The following is a 17,486-nucleotide window of genomic DNA, read 5'->3' as shown; positions in this document are numbered from 1 at the left end:
GTTGCGGAGGGGTGACAGAGTGAATTACATGACTGGACTTGACCTACTGGGGTCGAACAAGCGCAATCTGTTCATCGGCGGCACCTGGCGCGGGGCCGCGAGCGGCGACCGGATCGAGGTGATCGACCCGGCCGACGGGTCGGTGCTGACCGACGTCGCCGACGCCTCGACCGACGAGGCGGTGGCGGCCCTGGACGCCGCCGTTGCCGCCCAGGCCGACTGGGCGCGTACGCCGCCACGTGAGCGGGGGGAGATCCTGCGTCGGGCCTTCGAGCTGCTCACCGAGCGGGCCGACGACGTCGCGCACCTGATGAGCCTCGAGATGGGCAAGCCGGTCGCCGAGGCGAAGGGCGAGGTCGGCTACGGCTCGGAGTTCTTCCGCTGGTACTCCGAGGAGGCCGTGCGCATCCACGGCCGCTGGATGCAGGCACCGGCCGGCGGCAGCCGGCTGCTGACCGTGCGCAAGCCGGTGGGGCCGTGCCTGTTCATCACCCCGTGGAACTTCCCGCTGGCGATGGGCACCCGCAAGATCGGCCCGGCGATCGCCGCAGGCTGCACGATGGTCGTCAAGCCGGCCTCGCAGACTCCGCTGACGATGCTGGCCCTGGCCGCGATCCTGGAGGAGGCCGGCCTGCCCGGCGGCGTACTGAACGTCGTCACGACCTCCTCGACCGGCGAGCTCAGCAGCACGCTGCAGGCCGACGACCGGCTCCGCAAGGTGAGCTTCACCGGCTCCACGGCCGTGGGCCGCACGATCGTGGCGCAGTCGGCCGACCGGCTGCAGCGCCTGAGCATGGAGCTCGGCGGCAACGCGCCGTTCCTGGTGTTCGAGGACGCCGACCTCGACGCCGCCGTCGACGGCGCCATGGTCGCCAAGATGCGCAACATGGGTGAGGCCTGCACCTCGGCCAACCGGTTCCTGGTGCACGCCGACGTCGCGGCCGAGTTCGCCGAGAAGCTCGGGCGGCGCATGGGCGCGCTGACCCTGGGGCGCGGGCAGGACGACGGCGTCGACGTCGGCCCCCTCATCGACGAGAAGGCGCTGGCGGGTGTCAGCCGGCTGGTCGCCGACGCCGTGCACGACGGCGCCACGGTGGTCACCGGTGGCTCGGCCCCCGACGGCCCCGGCTTCTTCTACTCGCCGACCGTGCTCGTCGACGTGTCCCCGGGCTCGGCGATCAACACCGAGGAGATCTTCGGCCCGGTCGCACCGATCACGACGTTCGGCACCGAGGCCGAGGCGATCGAGCGCGCCAACGACACCGAGTACGGCCTCGCGTCCTACGTCTACACCCGCGACCTGGCCCGCACCATCCGGCTGGCCGAGTCGCTGGACTTCGGCATGGTCGGGGTCAACACCGGCCTGGTCTCCAACCCCGCCGCGCCCTTCGGCGGGATGAAGCAGAGCGGCTTCGGTCGCGAGGGTGGGTTCGAGGGCATCGAGGAGTACCTCGAGACCACCTACGTCGCCCTGCCCGCCGACTGACCTCCCGGCCGCTGACCCGTCAGAAACTTTCTGACGGGTCAGCGGGGCGGGCGCGCGAGCCTCACGGTCCTCAGGCGGTCACGGCGAACGCCGGCACCAGGCCGGCGCGCGAGGAGATGCCGAGCTTGCGGTAGGTGCGCGAGAGATGCCACTCGACTGCCTTCACCGACACCTGCAGCTCCGCGGCCACCTGGCGGTTCGTGAGGCCGTCGGCGGCCAGCCCTGCCACGCGCCGCTCAGAGGGGGTGAGCAGCCCCAGTGCGTCGGCCCGCAGCCGCTGGGGCGCCTCGCCGCAGCGCTCGAGCAGACGGCGCACCCGGCTCTGGAGCGGCCACAGCTCCTCGAGCCCGGCGTAGAGCTCGGCCGAGCGGAGCAGCAGGACCGCCTCCTGCGCCTGCTCGGGAGTCGGTGACAGCAGCAGCAGGCCGGCGAGGTCGGTGTCGACCTGGGCGGCGAGCCGGGCCGCGTCGAGGGTCGTGAGCACGGACCTGGCCTCGCGGAGCAGGTGGACCCGGCGGCCGCCGGCGTCGGCTGCGGACAGCGTCCGCAGCCCCTGCGCCACCGCGTACGCCGACCCGTGCTCGTGCGCCAGCCGCAGGTGCTCCTCGGCGAGCTCGGCGGCCTCGCGGCGCTGCCCGGTGAGCACCAGCGCCAGCGCGGCCGCCGCCCGCCAGTCGAGAAGCTCGGAGCCCTGGGGCAGCCGGGCCGCGGTCCGGCCGGCCGCCAGGAGGTGCTCGACCGCCCCCTCGGGGTCGCCGAGGGCCAGGGCCAGCTCGCCGGCGGCCTGGTGCGCCAGGGCGCCGGCGAGGCCGCGCCGACCGTCGTACGCCGCGAGCTGGTCGCCCAGGCGCATGGCCTCGGCCAGGTCGCCCCGGGCCAGGCGGCACTCGATCTGCAGGGCCAGCAGCCGGGCCCGGTCCGCCTCGCCGCGCGCGCCCCGGTCGGCGGCGAGGCCGTCGAGGTCGAGGAGGGCCGCGCTGATCGCGCCGGCGCGCACCAGGTCGCTGACCTGGCACAACGGCGAGGCCGCAGCGGTGGTGGGCGCCGGCGTCGCCTCGGAGGGGAGCATGGCGCCAGGCTAGGAAGCCACCGGCGGCCCTGTGTCGGTAATGGGCGAATCTTCACCGACTGGACCAGTCAGGTCCCGGCCCAGGAAGGCGAGCAGCCGCACCGCCGGACCCGCCCGCCCGGCGCCCGGGCGCGGCCCGGCGAAGCGCCGGCCGCGGTCCGCGGGCGTGACGAGGGCCCGCGCCACCGGGAGCAGCCGGTCCGCCAGGTCGTCCGGCACCGGGTGGTCGAGACCGAGCGATCGGGCGACGTCCCAGCCGTGCACCGTGATCTCGAGCGCGGCGGCGAGGGCGAGCACCGAGGTGTCGACGGGGTGCGAGCCGATCCGGGTGCGTGGGGGCGGGTCGTCGCTCCAGACCCCCAGCAGGTCGCACGCCTTGCGCTGCAGGCGGCGTACCCGCGGCGCCGCCGCGGTGGCGGCGCCTCTGAGTCGTACCTCGCCCGCGGCGCCCTCGCCGAAGGCGTCCAGCGCGTCCTCCATGTGGGCGAGCAGTCGGTCCAGATCCCAGCCCGCGCACGGTGTCGGGCGGCCCAGGTCGTCGTCGGAGACGGCGGCGAGAGCCACGCGGGTGTAGGCGAGGGACCGGTCGAGCAGCTCGACGGCACCGTCGAGCGCGTTCATCAGGGGGCGTAGCCGGGAGGCAGGTGCGCGGGCAGCCCGAACCGGGTGAAGTCCAGGCCGAAGAACGCGCCGACGTGCTTGACCCGGTCGCCGTCCAGCTCGAGGACCTGCAGGTGGAAGGGGACGAAGCCGCTGCCGTCCTGGGCGCGCATGTAGAGCCCGAACGCGGGCTGGCCGTTGGCGGAGGTCTTGAGCATCGGCATGTCGTGGGTGCCGCCCGGGCACTGGGTGTCGATGAGGTCGCCGATGTTGGTGGCGCCGACGTACCAGCTCGTGAACGGCGGCATCTCCCACACCGCCTCGGCGGTGAGCAGCTGCACGATCGTGGCGATGTCCTTGCGCCAGAACGCCTCGACATAGCGCTCCAGCAGCTGCTCCTGGGCGCTGGTCAGCGCCGGCTCCACGCTGTCCTCGGTGAGCCCGCGCTGCTTGAGCTGGGCGTGCGCACGCTGCAGGGCGGAGTTGACCGCGGCCGTCGTCGTGTCGAGCGCCGCGGCCACCTCCGCGGCCGACCAGCGCAGCACGTCGCGCATGATCAGCACCGCGCGCTGTCGCGCCGGGAGGTGCTGGAGCGCGGCGACAAAGGCCAGGCGGATCGAGTCGCGCTCGGCGACGACCACCGCGGCGTCGGGCACCGGCTCGAGCCAGGCGACCTCGTGGTCGCGCTCGAGCGCGTCACCGGCCAGCTGGTCCGGCGTTCCGAGGCCGGCGGGCAGCGGGCGCCGCGGCCGGCCCTCGAGGTTGGTGAGGCACACGTTGGTGGCGATCTTGTAGAGCCAGGTGCGGACCGAGGAGCGGCCCTGGAAGTCCGCGGACGCCTTCCAGGCGCGCAGGAACGTCTCCTGGACCAGGTCCTCCGCCTCGTGCACCGACCCGCTCATCCGGTAGCAGTGGGCCAGCAGCTCGCGCTGGTAGCGCTCGGTGAGCGTGTCGAAGTCGGCCAGCTCCTGGGTGTGCGTGGTGCTCTCGCTCGTCCTGCTCGTGCTCGCCTCGTCGGTCGTCACGGTCTCGGTCCTCTGTGCCATCGTCGCCGTCATCGGTCGGCTCCCTCGGGTCGTCCAGTGTGCCTCGACCTACCGACCCCCGTCGACGGAGAAACTCATCGGCCGCGGTGCGCCGAGCCCTCCTGTCCGCGGGCGAGGGCGAGTGCGCGCTCGGCGGCGGGGACGGCGAGGGGCCGATCGGTGGGGACGAGCCCCACCCGGGTACGCCGGTCGAGCAGGTCGTCGACGTCGGCCGCGCCCTCGTGGGTGACGCCGAAGACCAGCTCGGCGAGGGTGACCGGGACGGTCGCGGCGATCGGAGCGAGCAGCTCCTCGTCACCGAGGCCGGTGACCTCGCGGGCGCTGGCGAGGACCAGCTCGGCGTCGGTGCCGAAGCGGCGCACCAGCCGGGCCGGCTGCTCGAGCGCGGCGAGGACCGGCCGGGGCGCGGCGCCCAGCAGCGGCAGCGTGCGCGTGCGGCAGGGCCCGACGTCCAGGCCGGCGGCGCGCACGGCGGCGTCGACGGCGTCCTCGGCCATCTGCCGGTACGTCGTGAGCTTGCCGCCGACCACGGTCACGACGCCGGTGCGGCTGAGCAGGACGGCGTGGCGTCGCGACAGGTCCGCCGTCTCGCCGCGCCCCTCGGGGTCGCCCGCATCGGGCGGGTCGGCCGGGTCGGGGGCGTCGTCCGGGCCGGAGGTGGCCAGCAGCGGGCGCAGGCCGGCGAACGCGCCGACCACGTCCTCGCGCCGCAGCTGCCGCTCGAACGCGGCCGACACCACGTCCAGCAGGAAGCCGATCTCGGGGTCCGTGGGCTGCGGGACGTCGGGGACGGGCCCGTCGGCGGCCTCGTCGGTCAGTCCGACGTACACCGTCCCGTCGGGCTGCGGCAGCACCAGGACGAAGCGGCTGGTCGAGCCGGGGATCGGGGCGAACACCGAGACCGAGAGGCCCGGCAGCGTGTCCTGGCGGAGCACGAGGTGGGTGCCGCGGCTGGGACGCAGCGCGACCTCCTCGACCACGTCGCCGGCCCACACGCCGGTGGCGTTGACCACGACCCGCGCGGTCACCGAGCGGGCCTCCCCGGTCAGCTCGTCGCGCAGCTCCACGGCGGTGCCGGTCGCGGCGAGCACTCGGGCACGGGTGCGCACGTGGGCGCCGTACGACGCGGCGGTGCGCGCGACGTTGGCCACCAGACGGGCGTCGTCCTCGACCCGCCCGTCCCAGGAGAGGAGGCCGCCGCGCAGCCCGGCCGAGCGCAGCGGCGGCGCCATCGCCAGAGCCTCGGTCGCGGTGAGGCGGCGCGGGCGCGGCAGGGTCTCCTCGTCGGTGCCCGCACTGCGTCGCAGGCCGTCGCCGGCGAGCAGCCCGGCGTGGGTGAGCCGCTCCTGGACCCGGCTGACCGAGGAGTTGAGCGGCACCAGCATCGGCATCGGCCGGGTCAGGTGCGGAGCGGTGACCTCCATGAGGATGCCCCGCTCGACCGCGCTCTCGCGGGCGACCCCGACCTGGCCCTGCGCGAGGTAGCGCAGGCCGCCGTGCACCATCTTCGACGACCAGCGCGAGGTGCCGAACGCCAGGTCGTGGGCGTCCACGGCGAGCACGCTCAGCCCGCGCGTCACCGCGTCGAGCGCGACGCCCGCGCCGGTGATGCCGAGCCCGATCACGACCAGGTCCACGTCCTCCGGCGCTCCGGCCAGCCCCGGGGTGATGCGGGTGGCCGGCCCGGTCGGCGCGCCGGCCGTGGGAGTGGTCATGGCGCCAGGCTGCGGGTGAGCAGCGTCGTGAGCTCGGCGTCGAGCTCCTGCTCGCTGGCCAGGTCGTCGACCATGGTGTGCGCCGACAGCACGAAGCCGTGCGTGGCCAGCAGCAGGCCGCGGGCGATCGCGACGGGGTTGCCCGCGCGGACCTCGCCGGCCGCCTGGGCGTCGCGGATCGCGGCCTCGGTGAGGGAGAGGATCAGGTCCTGCGAGCGGCCGCGCCGGGAGAGCACGTAGGGCAGGACCAGCTCGGGGTCGAGCTCGACGATCCGGACGAACAGCTCGTTCTCGCGCAGCACCCGTACCGTGCCGACGATGCCGGACACCAGCCGGTCGACCGCCGGCCGGTCCGCGCCCTCGGCGGCCACCGCGGCCTGCACGACGCCGGTCCACTCGCGAGTCATCAGGTCGCCGAGCAGGGTGGGCATGTCCGACCAGCTGCGATAGATCGTCATCCGCGACACCCCGGCCCTGCGGGCGACCTCGGTGAGCGTCGTACGCCGCCAGCCGACGTCGAGGATGCAGGCCCGCGCCGCGTCCAGGTAGGCGTCCCTCGGGTCACCGGGGGTGTTACGAAGTGACGTCACATGTAACACTGTAACGCATGACGCGATTCGTGCAGTCCGAGATGCATCCCCAGCGCTGGGGCAGCCCCGACGCCGCCAGCGACCTGCCGGCGTCGGCGCGCGGGCTCATCGAGATGGCGTTCGGCCTCGACGAGCGTCCGGCGTCCCCGGCGGTGTCGGTGCCGGCTCCGCGGATCGCCGAGGGGCTGCTGGAGGGGCTGCGTGAGCTCGTCGGTGACGAGCACGTCGTGACCGACGACGAGGTGCGCCGGCTGCGCACCCGCGGCAAGTCGACGCCCGACCTGCTCCGGGCCCGCGCCGGCGACCTCGACGACGCGCCCGACGTCGTCGTACGGCCCGACTGTCACGAGCAGGTGGCGGCGGTTCTCGCGTTCGCCGTCGAGCACCACCTCGCCGTCGTCCCCTTCGGCGGCGGGACCTCGGTCACCGGCGGGCTGGTCGCGCAGCGCGAGGGCTTCGCCGCAGTGGTCTCGCTCGACCTGGTCCGCATGAAGCGGCTCCTGGCGGTGGACCAGGTGTCCATGACCGCCGTGCTGGAGCCCGGCCTGCGCGGCCCGGAGGCGGAGTCGCTGCTCGCGGAGGCGGGCCTGACGCTGGGGCACTACCCGCAGTCGTTCGAGTACGCGACCATCGGCGGCTTCGCCGCCACCCGCTCCAGTGGTCAGTCCAGCGCCGGCTACGGCCGGTTCGACGCGCTCGTCGTCGGGCTGCGAGTGGCGACCCCACGTGGTGAGCTGGTCCTCGGCAGCGCCCCCGCCAACGCCGCCGGACCGGACCTGCGCCAGCTGGTGCTCGGCTCGGAGGGCGCCTTCGGCGTGATCACCTCGGTGACCGTGCGAGTGCGTCGCCGGCCGGCCGAGAGCCTCTACGAGGGCTGGCACTGGCCGTCCTTCGACGCCGGTGCCGACGCCATGCGCACGCTCGCCCAGACCGGGTTGCTGCCGACGGTGCTCCGGCTCTCCGACGAGGCCGAGACGGCGATCAACCTGGCCCGCCCCGACGAGATCGGGGGCGAGTCGGCCGGCGGCTGCCTGATGATCGTCGGCTACGAGGGCGAGCCCGCGGCGAACGCCGCCAAGCGGGCCGCGGTCACCGCCGTGCTCGAGGGGCTCGGCGGCCGCTGCCTGGGGGAGGAGCCGGGCCGGGCGTGGGCGCACGGCCGCTTCCACGCGCCGTACCTGCGCGACTCGCTGCTCGACGTGGGCGTGCTGGTCGAGACCCTGGAGACCGCGACCTTCTGGTCCAACCGCGAGCGGCTCTACACCGACGTCAAGACCGCGCTGGAGTCGGCGCTCGGCGAGGGCACCCTGGTCCTCTGCCATGTCTCGCACGTCTACGAGACCGGCTGCTCGCTCTACTTCACGGTGGCGGCCAAGGAGTCGGCCGACCCGTTGCCGCAGTGGCAGGCGGCCAAGGCCGCGGCGAGCGACGCGATGGTCGCGGCCGGCGCGACGATCACCCACCACCACGCGGTCGGCACCGACCACCGGCCGTGGCTCACCCAGGAGATCGGCGAGCTCGGCGCCTCAATCCTGCGCGCGGTCAAGGCCGACCTCGACCCGACCGGGATCCTCAACCCGGGGGTGCTGGTGCCGTGAGCTCACCGCGCTCGTTCTGCTTCCTGGTCAACCCCGCCTCCGGGGGCGGGGCCGCCCCCGAGGCCGTCGTCCCGGTCGCCCGGGAGCTGCGCTCCGCGGGAGCGACGGTCGAGGTGACGTACTCACCGGGTCCCAAGGCCATGGACTCCCTCGTCGACGCCGCCGTCGACCGCGGCGACGTCGTCGTCTCCGTCGGCGGCGACGGGATGCTGTCCTCGCTGGTCGGGGCGGTCTCGCTGCGCGGCGGCACCCTCGGCCTGCTGCCCGCGGGTCGTGGCAACGACTTCGCCCGCATGCTCGGCCTGCCCGCCGACGCGTCGGCGCAGGCCCGCGTGCTCCTGGAGGGCGAGGTGCGCGCCGTCGACCTGCTGGCGTTCTGCGCGCCGGACGGCGCCGCCGTCCGGCACATCGCCGGGTCGGTCCACTCCGGCGTCGACGCCCGTGCCGCCGAGATCGTCGACCGGGCCCGCTGGGTGCCCCGGCGCGCGCAGTACCCGTACGCCGCCCTCCGCGCGCTGGCGACGTACCAGCCGGCCCGGTTCCGGGTCAGCATCGACGGCGAGACCCGCGAGTACCCCGCCGCCTGCGTCGTCGTCGCCAACTCCGGCTACTACGGCAACGGCATGCTGATCGCCCCGTCCGCGAGGCTCGACGACGGCCTGCTCGACGTCGTCGTGATCGAGGCGGCCGGCAAGCTGGAACTGATGCGCTCGCTGCCCAAGGTCTACGACGGCGCCCACGTCTCGCTGCCCGAGGTCACCGTCCTCACCGGCCGCCGGGTCGAGGTCGCCGCCGACGGCCGCCGCTCCGCCGTGCCCGTCGGTGGCGACGGCGAGTCGCTCGGCTCCTTGCCCGGCCTCGCCGGCCTCGCCGCGGTCGTCGAGGTGCTGCCGGGGGCGCTGTCGGTGGTCTGCTGAGTGGGCAGGGTTATCAGCAGATGCTGATAACCCTGCGCTTCCGGGCCAGAACAACGGCCCAGAAGCACCAGTAAATCCCCGGAAGCTCGGCGGGCGATGTCGAGATCGCCGGCGCGGCTCCGACGTACCGGTGTGGCGCCGCACGGCACCATGGGACCGACACCGAGGAGCTCGCATGAAGTACGTCATCCTGATCCACTCCAACCCGCAGCCGTGGGGGCACCCGACGGGGGAGTACAACGCAGGGTTCCAGGCGCTTCCGGCCGCGGAGCGCGCGCGCATGGACCGCGAGTTCGAGGAGCTGCTCACCGAGCTGCACCAGAACGGCGAGCTGGTCACCGGTGAGGCGCTCGGCGACCCCGCGACCGCGACGGTCTACCGCTGGGAGTCGGGCGACACGCTGGCCACCGACGGACCGTACTCGGAGGTCAAGGAGCACCTGGCCGGCTTCTTCATGATCGACGTGGGCGACCGCGAGCGGGCCGAGCAGGTGGCCCGACGGTTCGCCAACCCCGGCGACACCATCGAGCTCCGCCCGGCGATGTGGCCGGGTGGCGGCGACGACTGAGGCGCGGCACTCGCCCATGACCGGCGCGATCGAGGACGTGTGGCGCGCCGAGCTGCCGCACGTCCTCGGCGCCCTGGTCCGCAGGTACGGCGACTTCGACGCGTGCGAGGACGCCGTCCAGGAGGCGTTCGTCGACGCCACCGCCCAGTGGGAGCGCGACGGCCCGCCCGAGCGACCCCGCGCGTGGCTGGTCCGGGTCGCTTCGCGCCGCCTGGTCGACCGGTGGCGCAGCGAGAGCGCGCGCGCCGACCGGGAGCTGCGCGTCGCCGCCACAGAGGTCGGGCCGGGACCTGTCGAGTCCGCGGACGACACGCTCGAGCTGCTCCTGCTGTGCGCCCACCCGTCACTCTCCACCGCCTCCCAGGTGGCGCTCGCCCTGCGCGCGGTCGGTGGTCTCACGACCGAGCAGATCGCCGCCGGCTTCCTGGTCCCCGCGACCACGATGGGGCAGCGGATCAGCCGCGCGAAGGCGACCCTGCGCGACGCCGGTGCGCGCTTCGGGGTGGTGGCCCCGGCCGAGCTGGCCGCACGATGGGGCGCCGTCCGCCACGTGCTCTATCTCGTCTTCAACGAGGGGTACGCCGCCAGCGGCGGGGACCGGCTCGTCGATGTCTCGCTCACCGACGAGGCGATCCGGCTGTGCCGCCTGCTGCGCGAGCGGGTGCCCGAGGACGACGAGACGGCGGGGCTGCTGGCGCTGATGCTGCTGACCGCCGCTCGCACGCCGGCGCGAGCCGACGCGGCCGGGGACCTGGTGCGACTGGCCGATCAGAACCGCTCACGGTGGGACCACGCCCTGGTCGCGGAGGGCGTGGCGCTCCTGGAGCAGGTCCTGCCCCGTGGCCGGGTGGGCCGCTTCCAGCTCGAGGCGGCGATCGCCGCCGTCCATGACGAGGCCGGGTGCTCCGAGGACACCGACTGGCTCCAGGTCGCGACGTTGTACGCGATGCTGCACGAGGTGGCGCCCAGTCCCGCCGTCACCCTGAGCCGCGCCGTCGCCGTCGCGATGACCGACGGCCCCCTGGTGGGGCTCGCCCTCACCGACCCGCTGCTCGACGACCGTGCGATGCGGCGTCATCACCGGCTGCACGCCGTGCGAGCGCACCTGCTGGAGCTGGCCGGACGCACGCCCGAGGCAGTCTCGGCCTACCGGGTCGCCGCCGGCCTGGCCACCAGCATCCCCGAGCAGCGCTACCTCAATGCTCGCGCCGCGGCGCTCGGCTGAGGCACGGCAGGGTTATCAGCAGATGCTGATAACCCGGCGCTTCCCGGCCAGAAAAACGCCCCAGAACCACCGGGAAATCCCCGGAACCCACCCGCGGCGCCGGACGGCCGAGCGACTCAGCCGGCGAACGTCCAGACGAGCAGCTCGGTGGGGACGGCGGCGGTGACCGAGCGCCCGGTCTCGTCGGTGAGCAGGAGCGCGTCGCCGGCCGAGAGCGGCTCGGCGAGCGAGGACCGGGTCAGCGCGCCGGTGGCCACGAAGACGTGGACGAGCGGGGCGTCCGGCAGCGCCAGCGTGGCGCCCTCGTCGAGGCGCGCCACCGAGAACGTCGCGCCCGCGACCCCGACCCGTGCCGGCGCCGAGCCGTCGCCCGCGGCGACCGGCACCAGCTCGTTGCGCACCAGGTCGACCGGCACCACGTCGTACGACGGCGTCGTGCCGCGCTCGTCGGGGGTGAGCCAGACCTGGACGAAGCGGGTGGGCCCGCCGGGCGCGGAGTGCTCCGCGTGGGAGGTCCCCGCTCCGGCGGAGAGCACCGCGACGCTCCCGGGCTCGACGACCGCGGTGTCGCCGGTCTCGTCGCCGTGGAGGAGCGCCCCCGAGACGACCCAGCTGACGACCTCGAGGTCGGCGTGGCGGTGCGGGTCGAAGCCCCGTCCGGAGCCCAACAGGTGGTCGTCGTGGCAGAGCATCGGACCGAACGACGCGTGCTCGGGGTCGTAGTGCTGCCCGAACGAGAAGGCATGGTGGGTCACCCGCCCGTCGGCCCGGTCGGCGAAGCGTGCTGAAGCCCTGCGGATGGTGGCGGTCACAGGCTAGATTGTGCCGTGCCCGACCTGCCGTACCCCCAGCTCCCACCCGGTTTCCGGTTCGGGACCAGCACCGCGTCGTACCAGATCGAGGGTGCCGCCGCTGAGGATGGACGCGGGCCGAGCGTGTGGGACACGTTCACCCACGAGCCGGGTCACATCAAGGACGCCTCGACCGGTGACGTCGCCTGCGACCACTACCACCGCTACCCCGAGGACGTCGCCCTGATGGAGGGCCTCGGCACCACCGGCTACCGCTTCTCGATCGCGTGGCCGCGCATCCAGCCGACCGGGTCCGGCAGGCCGCTCGAGAAGGGCCTGGACTTCTACGACCGCCTCATCGACACCCTGCTCGAGCACGGGCAGCAGCCGATGGCGACGCTCTTCCACTGGGACCTGCCGCAGGCGCTCGAGGACGACGGCGGCTGGCTCAACCGCGCGACGATCGACCGGTTCGCCGAGTACGCCGCGATCGTCGGCGAGCGCTACGCCGACCGCGTGGAGCACTGGATCCCGGTCAACGAGCCCAACGTCGTCACGTTGATGGCCTACGCCGTGGGGATGCACGCCCCCGCGCGCACGCTGATGTTCGACAGCCTGCCGGTCGCCCACCACCTGCTGCTCGCCCACGGCCGGGCCGCGATCGCGCTGCGCACAGCGGGCGCCACGAGCGTCGGCTGCGCCAACAACCACGCCCCGATGTGGCCCGCCAGCGACCAGCCGGCCGACGTCGGCGCCACCAAGCTGTTCGACGCCATCTGGAACGGGCTCTTCCTCGAGCCGATGCTGCTCGGCCGCTACCCCGTCGACCTGCAGCCACTGCTGGACGAGGTCGTCCTGCCCGGCGACCTGGCGACGATCCGCCAGCCGCTCGACTTCTACGGCGTCAACTACTACAACCCGATGCGCATCGGCGCCGCGCCGGAGGACGCGGAGATGCCGTTCGAGCTCCGCGAGCTGCTCGGCTACCCGGTCACCGACTTCGGCTGGCCGGTGGTCCCCGACGCGCTGCGCGAGTGGCTGATCATGTTCCGCGCCCGCTTCCGCGCGGCCCTGCCGCCGATCATCGTCACCGAGTCCGGCTGCGCCTACAACATGGGCCCCGACGAGGCCGGCGTCGTCGACGACCAGCCGCGCATCGACTACCTCGACGCCCACCTCAGGGCCGTCCAGACCGCGATCGAGCGGGGCGTCGACGTTCGCGGCTACTACACCTGGTCGCTGCTCGACAACTTCGAGTGGGCCGAGGGCTACACCCAGCGCTTCGGCCTGGTCCACGTCGACTTCGAGACCCAGCAGCGCACCCCGAAGCGCTCCTACCAGTGGTACGCCGACATGATCGCCGCCCAGCCGGGCCGGTAGGTCAGCCGGTAGGAGCTCAGAACGAGTGTCGCACCGCGAGCGTCTCGCGCACGGCCTCCTCGTCCCAAGGCTCGCCGAGCCAGTCGAACAGACCGCGCAGCACCGTCGGGTCGGCGACGTAGTCGTCGTAGTGGACCCGGTAGGCCGCCTCGCCGAGGCCGTCCGCGACCTCGAGGATGCGGCGCTCGATCTCGGCGAGCCGGTGGGCCACGTCGTCAGGGTCGTGCTCGCCCCACCACTTGCTCTTCGCCACGTCCGCGTGGTCGCGGGTGTTGACCACGAACCGCGCGCCGGGGAAGACCTCCCGCAGCCACGCGACGTACTCCGCGAGGTCGGGCTGCGCCCAGCGGATCTCCTTGAAGCCGGTCACCCGGGTCTCGGGGGTGGGCCGCAGCACCGTGTCCAGCAGCAGCCGCCGCAGCCCGGCCAGCGACTGCTGGGGCGGGAAGTCGCCGATGCCGAAGAACGAGTGGGTGCGCTGGCGCAGCGTCTTGCGCGAGGCGCGCTTGCTCTCGCGCAGCATCGTGCGGTGGAACTCGAACAGGTGGTAGACCGCTCCGCGGTTCTCGCCGCGCACCACGAACCCCGGGATGCTGTTCAGGACGCCGGTGAGCAGCGTCGATCCGGAGCGGCCGTAGGTGACGACGAACAGGTAGCCCAGGTCCGGGCGGTCCCGGCCGCGCAGGCGACGTACCTGGGTCCGCAGGTCGCGGACCTCCGTGCGCAGGGCCTCGATCTCGCTCTCACCCCGTCGCCGCCGCACCCACCTCACGGGCCGATCCTAGGGGTGCGCCGCCGCGGGGCCGGAGCCCCGGCGACGTGGCCGAGCCGTAGCATGACGCCCATGTCGGCCACCTCCCACGAGACACTGCCGGTCAAGCGTCGCGTGGTCTTCGTCGTCGGCTCGGGCCGCAGCGGCACCAGCACCATGTCCGGCACCCTGCAGACCCTCGGCATGCACGTCCCGCAGCCCGAGGTCGACGCCGACGAGACCAACCCGAAGGGCTTCGGCGAGCCGCAGTGGGTCGTGGAGTTCCACGACGAGCTGCTGCAGCGCTGCAACGTCCAGGTCTCCGACTCGCGACCCGCGGCGTGGTTCGAGGCGGGCAAGCTGACCAACCTCGAGCCGCTGCGCGCCCGGCTGCACGAGTGGCTGGAGTCGCAGTTCGCCGAGGGCGGCGCCGAGCTGGTCATCAAGGACCCGCGGCTGGCGTGGTTCCTCGGGCTGTGGCGCTCGGCCGCGATGCGCTGCGACGCGACGCCGGCCTACGTCACCATGCTGCGCCCGGTCACCGAGGTAGTGGGGAGCAAGCAGCGCTACTACGCGTCGAAGTTCGGCGAGGTCAACCGGACCGCCGCCTGGGTGAACATGATGCTCCACACCGAGCGCGCCACCCGCGGCTCGGCGCGTGCCTTCGTCCGCTACCACGACCTGCTCACCGACTGGACCGTCCCGGTCAACGCCGTCGGGCAGGCCTTCGACCTCGACGCGGTCAAGTCCGCCTCGGCCAACGACATCCGGGCGGTGCACGCGTTCATCGACCCCAGCCTGCGCCGCGTCCAGCTCACCTGGGACGACGTCGAGGTGCCGGCCCGGCTGCGCGAGCTCGCGGAGGAGTCGTGGCGCCACCTCGACGGCCTCGCCGACCCGGACGGGGACACCCCCGACCGGCACGCGGCGCTCGACGAGCTGCGGGCGGCGTACGCCGACTTCTACGACGAGGCCGAGGCCGTCGCGCAGTCGTCGGCACTGGCCGCCCACCGCGAGGGCCTCGCCCAGCAGCCGATGCCGGCCTCGGTCGTGCGGCGCGGCGTCGACCGCGTGCCCCACGGCGTGCGGGCGATGGTGCCCGCGAGCGCCCGCCGTGGCCTGCGCCGGGCGCTCGGCCGCGCGCGATGACGGTCCCCGACATCCCCTGCCTCGAAGGGATCGCGGAGTACGACGTCCGGTGGGCGTGGCAGGAGGGGGCGCTGGCGCCCGGGCTGACATGCGTGTTCCGGGTGAAGAACGAGGCCCGCAACCTGCCGTGGGTGCTGCCGCCGATGCTCGAGGCCGTGCAGCAGGTCGTCGTCGTGGACAACCTCTCCGACGACGGCACCCCCGAGGTGGCCGCGCGGGTCGCGGCCGAGGTCGGCGCGAGCGAGCGGCTCACCGTGACGACGTACCCCTTCCGGGTCAGCCGCGCCGGCGCCGAGCACCTCGCGACGCCGCCCGACTCGGTGCACTCGCTGACCCACTTCTACAACTGGTCGTTCTCCCACGTCCGCACCGGCTACTCGATGAAGTGGGACGGCGACATGGTGCTCACCCGCGAGGGCGTCGGGCTGCTCGCGGACCTGTCCTGGCAGCTCGAGGACTCCAACGCCGTCGTGGCGATCCCGCGGCACCCGCTGTCGATCGAGAGCGAGTCGGTGGCGTGGATCGACCTCGGCTACCGCTTCCTGGAGCCGTGGGTCTACCCGATGGGCCCGGAGTTCACCTTCGTCAAGGCCTTCGAGTGGGAGGTGCGGGAGTTTCCCAGCGCCTCGGAGCGGATCGTCGCCCCCGAGGGTCTGTGCGTCGAGCTGAAGTGGCTCGACGCCGACGAGTTCGCGCATTGGACCAACCTCGACGACCTGGACTTCTCGCGCGCGCCGCGCAAGGCGCGCGAGATCGAGGTCTACCGCGCGCTGCAGGAGGGCCGCGGCGATCGGGTGCCGGGCCTGCACCGCATCGAGGCGCCCCCGGGTGTGCACATCGTCGACCACGTCACGCAGACCTGGCTGCCGCACGCGCCACGCCCGCTCGTCCAGCGGCCGGGTCGGATCGATGTCTGAGCTGCCGCCGCCGGTCCGGCAGTTCCTGGACGCGGCCGCGGGTGCGCTGACGGTGACCTCGACATCGGCTCCGGCCGAGGCGGGCCGCTACGACCGGGTCCTGGTGGCGGTGGCCGACCGCGCCGCGCTGCGCCGGTTGCTCCTGCCCGCCGGGCTGCGCTCGGGCTTCGTCGGCGTCTACGTCGCGGCGGCCTCGGCGCCGCTCGCGCTCGTGCCGAAGCCGGAGTGGCCGGGCCTCCTCGGACTGCACGCGCGCCCCGCCGGCGACGGGTGGTTCACCACGCTGCGCTTCGAGCGCCGGGCCGAGGTGGCCGACGTCGTCCGGGAGGCCGGGCGCCAGTCGGTGTGGTCGGAGGTCGCCGGTGGTCGCGGGCTGCGGGTCTCACCCCTGGACGTGGTGTCGGAGAAGGTGCCGGCCGACGTGCTGCTGCCCGGCGCCCCCGACCCCGCGGAGCCCTCCGAGGTCACCGGCCGTACGCCGGTCACGCTGCGGGAGGTGCCGGGGCCGGTGTCCCTCGGGCCGCTCGACGAGCGCGTCCTCAACCCGATCGGCTTCGACCCCCGCGCCGCCGGCCCGGTCGTCGCGCTGTCGTCGCTCGACCTGCGCGACGGTCCGACCGAGGCGCTGGTGGCCTCCCTGCGGCCGGCCGCCGGCGTACGGGTCGACGTCGACGCGCCGGCGGTCGTCGCCGGGCTCGCGATGGCGGGGGTGCCGCTCGTGGGGGACGTGGCCGCCCCGGTCCTCGGTGACGAGGTCGCCGCGGCCGTCGCGGCACCGGTCGACCTCACCGATCCGCTCGCGCGCGAGGAGCACAGCCTGGTGCTGCGCCGCGCCGCACTCGACACCTTCTCCACCTTCGCCTGGCGGCGGGCCGTCGGCGACCTGGCCGACGTACGCGTGGCGGGGCGGGGGAGCGTCAGCGTGGTGCTCGCGACGCGGCGCCCGGAGATGCTGGACTTCGCGCTGCGCCAGGTCGCGCGGCAGCGGGGCGTGGAGTCGCTGGAGCTGGTGCTCGCGCCGCACGGCTTCGCACCGGACCCGGCGCGGGTCCGGGACCTGCTGCCGGCGTCGATCGCGCTGCAGATCGTGCCGGCGACGGCGCAGACGGTGTTCGGCGACGTACTGGCCGCGGCGAGCGACGCCGCCTCGGGCGACCTGGTGCTCAAGATGGACGACGACGACTGGTACGCCCCCGACCTGGTCGCCGACCTGCTGCGGGCCCGCGCCTACAGCGGCGCCCAGCTCGTCGGCACCCAGTCGGAGCTGCACTACCTCGCCGAGCCGGACCTGACGGTCAAGCGCGGCTATCCCAGCGAGCTGTACGCCGTGTTCGTGGCCGGCGGCACGATGCTCATCGAGCGCGGCCTGCTGCGCGAGGTCGGCGGCTTCCGCTCGGTGCGCAAGTTCGTCGACGCCCAGCTCCTCGACGCGGTGCTGCGCTCCGGCGCGGCGGTCTACCGCACCCACGGCCTGGGCTACGTCCTGCGCCGCAACGCCACCGGCCACACCTGGCAGGCCGACCTCGACTACCTGCTCGACCCGGCCCACGTCGAGCGCACCTGGCCCGGCTTCCGCCCCTCCCGGCTGCTCGAGGCCGACGCCGCCGACGTGCCGTAGGCCGGGATGAATACCCGGTCAGCCGGGTATGCCTGCACTTGTCAGGGGTTGCAACCCCTGACAAGC

At 74.0% G+C, this 17,486-nt stretch carries 16 protein-coding genes; 9 read left to right on the top strand and 7 right to left on the bottom strand.

Features of this window, described 5'->3' with window-relative positions; all coding sequences use genetic code 11:
* Positions 1 to 28: 28 nt before the first annotated feature.
* Positions 29 to 1,486, top strand: a complete 1,458-nt coding sequence (locus tag LQ940_RS21185; RefSeq protein WP_231241340.1) for an NAD-dependent succinate-semialdehyde dehydrogenase — start codon at positions 29 to 31, stop codon at positions 1,484 to 1,486.
* 70 nt (positions 1,487 to 1,556) lie between these two features.
* On the opposite strand, the gene LQ940_RS21815 is transcribed toward LQ940_RS21185, so the two are convergent.
* The 5 genes from LQ940_RS21815 to LQ940_RS21160 all read right to left on the bottom strand — a co-directional run bounded on the left by LQ940_RS21815 (position 1,557) and on the right by LQ940_RS21160 (position 6,506).
* Positions 1,557 to 2,555, bottom strand: coding sequence for a LuxR C-terminal-related transcriptional regulator (locus LQ940_RS21815; RefSeq protein WP_269214284.1), 999 nt, complete (start codon positions 2,553 to 2,555; stop codon positions 1,557 to 1,559).
* Positions 2,556 to 2,564: 9 nt separating this feature from the next.
* Positions 2,565 to 3,176: a TIGR03086 family metal-binding protein gene (locus tag LQ940_RS21175; protein WP_231241341.1), complete on the bottom strand. Its 612-nt coding sequence runs from the start codon at positions 3,174 to 3,176 to the stop codon at positions 2,565 to 2,567.
* Positions 3,176 to 4,180: a sigma-70 family RNA polymerase sigma factor gene (locus LQ940_RS21170; protein WP_231241342.1), complete on the bottom strand. Its 1,005-nt coding sequence runs from the start codon at positions 4,178 to 4,180 to the stop codon at positions 3,176 to 3,178. The genes LQ940_RS21175 and LQ940_RS21170 overlap by 1 nt, the downstream gene beginning before the upstream one ends.
* 95 nt (positions 4,181 to 4,275) lie before the next feature.
* A complete protein-coding gene (locus tag LQ940_RS21165) occupies positions 4,276 to 5,916 on the bottom strand; it encodes a glycerol-3-phosphate dehydrogenase/oxidase (protein ID WP_231241343.1) in 1,641 nt (546 codons plus the stop codon).
* Positions 5,913 to 6,506 (bottom strand): TetR/AcrR family transcriptional regulator, encoded by a 594-nt coding sequence (locus LQ940_RS21160; protein WP_231241344.1) that lies wholly within the window; start codon positions 6,504 to 6,506, stop codon positions 5,913 to 5,915. The genes LQ940_RS21165 and LQ940_RS21160 overlap by 4 nt, the downstream gene beginning before the upstream one ends.
* Positions 6,507 to 6,523: 17 nt before the next feature.
* Between LQ940_RS21160 and LQ940_RS21155 the strand changes: the two genes are divergently transcribed.
* The 4 genes from LQ940_RS21155 (at position 6,524) to LQ940_RS21140 (ending at position 10,814) form a co-directional block, all read left to right on the top strand.
* A complete protein-coding gene (locus tag LQ940_RS21155; RefSeq protein ID WP_231241345.1) occupies positions 6,524 to 8,104 on the top strand; it encodes an FAD-binding oxidoreductase in 1,581 nt (526 codons plus the stop codon).
* The gene (locus LQ940_RS21150; protein WP_231241346.1) at positions 8,101 to 9,021 is read left to right on the top strand and encodes a diacylglycerol/lipid kinase family protein; all 921 of its coding nucleotides are present in this window, start codon (positions 8,101 to 8,103) and stop codon (positions 9,019 to 9,021) included. The genes LQ940_RS21155 and LQ940_RS21150 overlap by 4 nt, the downstream gene beginning before the upstream one ends.
* Before the next feature lie 175 nt (positions 9,022 to 9,196).
* Positions 9,197 to 9,589 carry a YciI family protein gene (locus LQ940_RS21145; RefSeq protein WP_231241347.1) on the top strand — a complete coding sequence of 131 codons (393 nt, stop codon included), beginning with the start codon at positions 9,197 to 9,199 and terminating at the stop codon, positions 9,587 to 9,589.
* A gap of 16 nt (positions 9,590 to 9,605) precedes the next feature.
* The gene (locus LQ940_RS21140; RefSeq protein WP_231241348.1) at positions 9,606 to 10,814 is read left to right on the top strand and encodes an RNA polymerase sigma factor; all 1,209 of its coding nucleotides are present in this window, start codon (positions 9,606 to 9,608) and stop codon (positions 10,812 to 10,814) included.
* A 116-nt stretch (positions 10,815 to 10,930) separates the two neighbouring features.
* Here the strand turns inward: LQ940_RS21140 and LQ940_RS21135 are convergent, their stop codons facing one another.
* A complete protein-coding gene (locus tag LQ940_RS21135; protein WP_231241349.1) occupies positions 10,931 to 11,626 on the bottom strand; it encodes a pirin family protein in 696 nt (231 codons plus the stop codon).
* A 15-nt stretch (positions 11,627 to 11,641) separates the two neighbouring features.
* Here LQ940_RS21135 and LQ940_RS21130 point away from each other — a divergent pair, with 15 nt between their 5' ends.
* Positions 11,642 to 12,985 carry a GH1 family beta-glucosidase gene (locus tag LQ940_RS21130; protein WP_231241350.1) on the top strand — a complete coding sequence of 448 codons (1,344 nt, stop codon included), beginning with the start codon at positions 11,642 to 11,644 and terminating at the stop codon, positions 12,983 to 12,985.
* Positions 12,986 to 13,001: 16 nt separating this feature from the next.
* Here the strand turns inward: LQ940_RS21130 and LQ940_RS21125 are convergent, their stop codons facing one another.
* The gene (locus tag LQ940_RS21125; RefSeq protein ID WP_231241351.1) at positions 13,002 to 13,757 is read right to left on the bottom strand and encodes a sulfotransferase; all 756 of its coding nucleotides are present in this window, start codon (positions 13,755 to 13,757) and stop codon (positions 13,002 to 13,004) included.
* A gap of 72 nt (positions 13,758 to 13,829) precedes the next feature.
* On the opposite strand from LQ940_RS21125, the gene LQ940_RS21120 reads away from it, so the two are divergent.
* The 3 genes from LQ940_RS21120 to LQ940_RS21110 are packed head-to-tail and all read left to right on the top strand — an operon-like array spanning position 13,830 to position 17,420.
* On the top strand, positions 13,830 to 14,885 hold the full coding sequence (locus tag LQ940_RS21120; protein ID WP_231241352.1) for a sulfotransferase family protein: 1,056 nt from the start codon (positions 13,830 to 13,832) through the stop codon (positions 14,883 to 14,885).
* A complete protein-coding gene (locus tag LQ940_RS21115) occupies positions 14,882 to 15,802 on the top strand; it encodes a hypothetical protein (RefSeq protein ID WP_231241353.1) in 921 nt (306 codons plus the stop codon). Before LQ940_RS21120 ends, LQ940_RS21115 begins: the two co-directional genes overlap by 4 nt.
* Entirely contained in the window at positions 15,795 to 17,420 is a 1,626-nt protein-coding gene (locus tag LQ940_RS21110) for a hypothetical protein (protein ID WP_231241354.1), read from the top strand. The genes LQ940_RS21115 and LQ940_RS21110 overlap by 8 nt, the downstream gene beginning before the upstream one ends.
* The last annotated feature ends 66 nt before the right edge of the window (positions 17,421 to 17,486 follow it).

Source organism: Nocardioides sp. cx-173 (assembly GCF_021117365.1).
In the GTDB taxonomy this organism is placed as follows: Bacteria; Actinomycetota; Actinomycetes; order Propionibacteriales; family Nocardioidaceae; genus Nocardioides.
The sequence above is the reverse complement of the archived record's forward strand: the minus strand, read 5'-3'. Positions and strand labels throughout refer to the sequence as shown.